At 68.4% G+C, this 1361-nt stretch carries 1 protein-coding gene; it reads right to left on the bottom strand.

Going from position 1 to position 1361, the window contains the following annotated elements:
• Positions 1–37: 37 nt before the first annotated feature.
• Positions 38–1290, bottom strand: a protein-coding gene (locus tag ACFWUY_RS41685; RefSeq protein WP_384122279.1) for an IS3 family transposase whose coding sequence is annotated in 2 segments (ribosomal slippage) — positions 38–949 and positions 952–1290 — 1251 coding nt in all. Because the reading frame shifts where the segments join, the coding sequence is not laid out codon by codon here.
• Between the last annotated feature and the right edge of the window lie 71 nt (positions 1291–1361).

Below are 1361 nucleotides of genomic sequence, written 5' to 3'. Positions count from 1 at the left end.
GGGCCTTCACCCGTGATGGTGGACACGCGGGTATTGGTCACGCGGCGAGCGTGAGCTTAGCGGTGTGGTGTCGTCGTTCGTATTCGTTGGGGCTGAGGTGGCCGTTGGTGGAGTGCCGGCGGCGGGTGTTGTAGCGGGTCAGCCAGGCGAAGACCGTTTTCCTGCAGGTGGCCGGGTCGCCGTAGTGGCAAGCGCCTTGGAGGGTCTCTCGTTTCAGGGATGCGTGGAAGCTCTCGCAGGCCGCGTTGTCCGCGCTGCTGCCGATCGAGCCCATCGACCGGGTGACCCCCAGCTGGTCGCAGAGGCCGGCGAAGGCTTTGGACCCGTACTGCGCTCCGTGGTCGGAGTGGAACACCGCGCCGTCCAGGCCGCCGCGGGTGCGGGTGGCCATGCGGAGGGCGTCGGCGACCAGGTCCGTGCGCATGTGGTCGGCTATGGACCAGCCGACGACCTTGCGGCTGAAGCAGTCCAGCACCGTCGCGAGATAGAGGAACTCTCCGCTCTCCAGCGGGAGATAGGTGATGTCTCCCATGTATTTGCGGCCTGGTTCGGGTGCGGTGAAGTCCCGCTGGAACAGGTCCGGGACCAGCACGGCGGCCGGGTCGCAGACGGTGGTCCGGACGCGTCTTCTCAGGCGGATGCCGGTGATCGAAAAGGTCCGCATCACCCGCGCGATCCGCTTCTCGTTGACCCGCAGGCCTTTCTCCCTCAGCTCGGCGGTGACCCGCGGGGAGCCGTAGGCGCCGCCGGACTCCGCGTGGACCTGGCGGATCTGGGCGGCAAGGCGCTGGTCGTCCCGCTGCCGGGCAGCCCTGGTCTCCCGCCCGGCCAGCCACTTGTAGTAGCTGGACCGGTTCAGGCCCAGGACCTCGCAGAGCCGCTTCACCTCGAAGGCGTCCCGGTGGTCGTCGACGAACTGGAAGCGGCTGATCACCAGTTCGTCTCCCCGGCGAAATACTTGGCCGCCTTGCGGAGTATGTCGCGCTCGGTCGCCAGCTTCCGCTCACTCGCCTCGAGCTCGGCCACCCGGGCCTCCAGCTGCCGGATCCGTTCGTCCGCATCAGCGGCAGGCTCGGTCTCCTTCGAGACCGCGCTCCTCCTGGTGGCTGTCGGCGGGGCGGCCGGACCACCCTGGCCTCGGCGCTTGCGGTCCCGCAGCACCCATTCCCGCAGGGTGCCCCGACTGACGCCCAGGTCGGCGGCGATCCCCTTGTAGGTCGCCCCGGGCGTGGACTCGAACAGGGCCACGGCATCGGCCTTGAACTCGTCCGAATAGTCCTTCAACGCCATCGGCGGTCTCTCGCTTCCTCCGGATCAAGCAGATCCAGTATCAGCGTGTCCACCACTCAGGGGGAGGCCCC

It is taken from the genome of Streptomyces sp. NPDC058664, assembly GCF_042716635.1.
In the GTDB taxonomy this organism is placed as follows: domain Bacteria; phylum Actinomycetota; class Actinomycetes; order Streptomycetales; family Streptomycetaceae; genus Streptomyces.
Note: the sequence above shows the minus strand (reverse complement) of the source record. Positions and strands in the feature narration are given on the sequence as shown.